At 43.0% G+C, this 3,541-nt stretch carries 2 protein-coding genes and 1 pseudogene; 1 reads left to right on the top strand and 2 read right to left on the bottom strand.

Annotated elements, in window-relative coordinates; genetic code table 11:
* Positions 1 to 88: 88 nt before the first annotated feature.
* Positions 89 to 220, top strand: a pseudogene (locus tag QUA40_RS28060) (IS1 family transposase); the annotation flags it as partial.
* Between the two features lie 192 nt (positions 221 to 412).
* Here QUA40_RS28060 and QUA40_RS28055 read toward each other — a convergent pair.
* The gene (locus QUA40_RS28055) at positions 413 to 1,708 is read right to left on the bottom strand and encodes a glycosyltransferase family 4 protein (protein WP_333131895.1); all 1,296 of its coding nucleotides are present in this window, start codon (positions 1,706 to 1,708) and stop codon (positions 413 to 415) included.
* A 272-nt stretch (positions 1,709 to 1,980) separates the two neighbouring features.
* A complete protein-coding gene (locus QUA40_RS28050) occupies positions 1,981 to 3,000 on the bottom strand; it encodes a glycosyltransferase family 2 protein (protein ID WP_333131893.1) in 1,020 nt (339 codons plus the stop codon).
* Positions 3,001 to 3,541: the final 541 nt, after the last annotated feature.

Raw genomic sequence — 3,541 nt, 5'->3', positions numbered from 1 at the left:
TTTGAACCAACACTCAATGGAACTGCTGCTCGAGCGAACCCTTAATTAATTTACGAATGATTTGCGAGCGCTATATAAGGTGATCGAGAGGCTGGTGGTCAGCTATGTCAACTGGATTTGGGTTCATCATCGCTTAGGAACAACGGCGGCGCAGAGAGCGGGATTAACTGAGCGCCGATGGAGTTGGAACGACTTGGCTATCTACCCCACAGTTCTTTGATGCACGACCTTCCTCCGGGTATGCGTTACCAGGCTCTTCCTGGTAACGAGTATAATCATTTAGGATTGCTCTATCCCCCCTAAACGGTTACAAAAAATGTGTGTTTTTCCTGGAAATTGTGGAATAAAGTATCCAATTTTTGCCTTCATTTCGTACCTGCTTTCTCATTTTTAACTCAACAATACCGCTCTACTATATCGATGCACTAACACTTTTCTCACCGAGCATTTTTTCGTAAATCTCGACGATTTTTATGGCTTTGTTTTCCCACGCAAATTCTCTGGCTTTTTCGATCGCCTTAGTTGACATACTTTCCCGCAGCCGATCATCTTCGACTAACAGCTTAATTTTACTTGTCAACTCCTCGGTGAGATACTCTCTAGAAATCGGCTCGATCTTAAAACCAGTTTCTTCATTCACGTATTCACCAATACCCCCGTTATTGGCAACTATGCAGGGCAGTCCGCAAGCCATAGCTTCCATTACCACTGCGCCGCCAAACTCTCTGATCGAAGGAAAGCAAAAAATATCTGCTTTCCTGTAATAATCCAGAGTTTCTTGTTGATTTACCCATCCGGCAAAGCTGACTATTTCCCCTAAATTAAGATCCTTCACTCGGTTTTCCAAGTTATTTCTTTCTGATCCGTCTCCTACTATGGTTAAGCAGATTTTACTTTGAATTGCCTGGTCTAATTTTCCAATAGACTCTATGACAACATCGGCGCATTTGTAAGGCACTAATCTGCCCACAAAAAGTAAATTTATCGGGTCGCCTTCTTCTTTTGCTGGTTTGACAGACATTAAAAATTCCTGGGCAATCCCATTTTCATAAAACAGCTCTATTCTTGTATCTGCGATCGCAAACAAATCTTTGAGCATATTTAAGGTATATGTTGAACCTGCCAAAATTTTGTCAGCTTTTTTGTAAGTTTCTACATAACCTGGAATTAAGGCTCGACCAACTGCCCTCAAAAAGTTGAATTGAGAAAATTCTTGTTTGGCAGTTTCTTGAAAGCCTGGTGGAAAGGGAATGCCTCCATTGACTGGGCCTAGCATAAAAGGAGTGTTTTGGCATACACTGACTATCTTAAACGGATAGCGCGGCATCATCGGGGTAATTGCATGAACTATGTCATAATCTCCGTTGACAATTTTTGATTTAAATTTTTGATATACTTGCTGATTAAATTCTTCATAAATGGGGTAGCTCAAAGCATTATAAAGAGGCCAATTGACTCGCCCGTTGGCCGTAATTTTTGCTACTATTTTATAATATTGTTTGTTTAAATTGCCTTCCTCAAGGTAAATAATTTTTTCGTATTCTGGGTGTTTTACCAGAGCAGGTTTATTTCTAATATGCGTAACGAGTGTGGCATCAACTAAATTATTAATCTTCTGAAAAAAATTGTAGCCAACCAAAGGTACAGAGGCCCAGTCTGGATTGCACTGCTCTACAATCAGTAAAATTTTTAATTTTTTGTTACTCATTTGTTGGGTACCTATGTCTGTTAGTCGATTTTAATTTGTCCTTAAAAAATAATGAATTCACTACATAGATAAGCTGTTTATCAGATTACAGATATCAACCCTAAAATCGTGTTTTTTGGGGTAATGGCAACCATCGGTTTTTTTGGATTTTTGTATTAACGGTCTGACTAAATTTGATACTTTTCTTATTCCTGTCCGACCGTTTACCAAAGAAAATCATGTTGTTGAACTTTTATCCTCCTTCTTCACAATTATATGAGTTTGGCATGGTACTAATTCTCACTTACTGAATTCATTGGGTTTGCTGTCTTGTATTCGATCAACTTGCTCTGCTGGCCCAGCAATCTGCGCTGGTGGAACTGGATTTGACCCTGTAGCTGGGGATATTTTGCTAGTACGCAAAACAGTGCATACATGGCAGCATTTTTAGCTGTGAGATGCCGTTGCTTTACATAATAGTTATATGTGCGATAGGTTGCTAACGGATAGCCACTCAATATTAACAGACTCCACCCTTTTGTCGGCCATGCCATTGTCAAGGCTAGCACTGGCAAGACTAATCCCCAGAACCAGGTACTTTGGGTCTCTTTGACCCAATGGCGCTCTGGTTCGCTTCCGTGCCTCCAGGCTCCCTCGGCGTAGGCGTAACCAGCTCTTTGAGCGCGCTTCCACCACTGAGAAAAAGTGGTCATTTGTGCGTCGTGCAGGGTCATTTCTGCTTCTAAGCGGAGGATTTTCCAACCTTTTTGGCGCAGCCGCACGCACATTTCCGGTTCTTCGCCGGCTATGAGTGCGGGATTGAAACCTTCAACTTGCTGAAATGCTGCAGCGCGCATCATGGAATCGCCACCGCAGGCTTTGGTTTCACCGACGGGGGTATCCCATTCGATGTCACATAATTGGTTGTAGATAGTAGCTTCGGGGTACCTTTCGCGCCGGCGGCCGCACACCGCAGCTACATCGGGGCTGGCTGTGAGTTCTCTGTGCGCGCGATCAATCCATCCATCAACTACTTCGCAGTCACCGTCCACAAATTGGACAAATTCGATGTCTGGCGCTAGTTCCAGCAAGCGGGCAAAGCCTTCGTTTCTGGCGCGTGCTGCGGTAAACGGTATAGATAAGTCTAGTTCTACTGTATCGGCTCCGATCGATCGGGCTAATTCTAAGCTGCCGTCTGTTGAGCCAGAATCGACATAAACCACCAGAGCTACTTTGGCGATCGCTGACAGCAAGCAGGATCTTAGCCGAGCGCCTTCATTCCGCCCGATCGCCACTAATCCAATGTGTTTCAACCTTTACCTCTTGAGTTCCACTCACGAGCTGTTATTATAATATTTTAGTGACACTCAAGGTAAGTTTCCAACATAACAATACTCCGGACTGTTTTTTCTACGAGGCGGTAAGCCTTACAGGGCGGTTATTTTAGTATTCGCCGATTTATTTGCTTGTTAGCTCCTGAGCAGACTTTAATTAAAATGGTCGCAGTTATGAAGGCTCTGGCTTTGGGCAGCTAAAACCCCCCAAGATTTTGTCCGGACTATTGAATATAAATATCTCGTGAACTTACCTTGAGCTGCAGTTTTCTGTATGAAACTGCCTGTAGCTTATTCTGTATTAAGCCACACCAATCATGTTGAGTAGAGCGGCATCAAAAATGCAGAATTTAAGTTCTTTGTTCACAATTTACTGTACCGACCGGGAAGTCAGCCATATATTTTTTTCACTCTGCGAACAGTGGAATTACCCTGACTCTCAAGGTAGAAGTTCACGGGGGTAGTAAAAACCCAAAAAATCTGATAAGGTGAGGCACATGGAGAAGACAGTGCCGGAATT

It is taken from the genome of Microcoleus sp. Pol11C3 (genome assembly GCF_036701485.1).
In the GTDB taxonomy this organism is placed as follows: Bacteria; Cyanobacteriota; Cyanobacteriia; order Cyanobacteriales; family Microcoleaceae; genus Microcoleus.
Note: the sequence above shows the minus strand (reverse complement) of the source record. Positions and strands in the feature narration are given on the sequence as shown.

Coding starts and splice junctions, on each gene's coding strand:
- QUA40_RS28055 (WP_333131895.1), bottom strand. CDS start 1,708: ATGAGTAACAAAAAATTAAAAATTTTACTGATTGTAGAGCAGTGCAAT.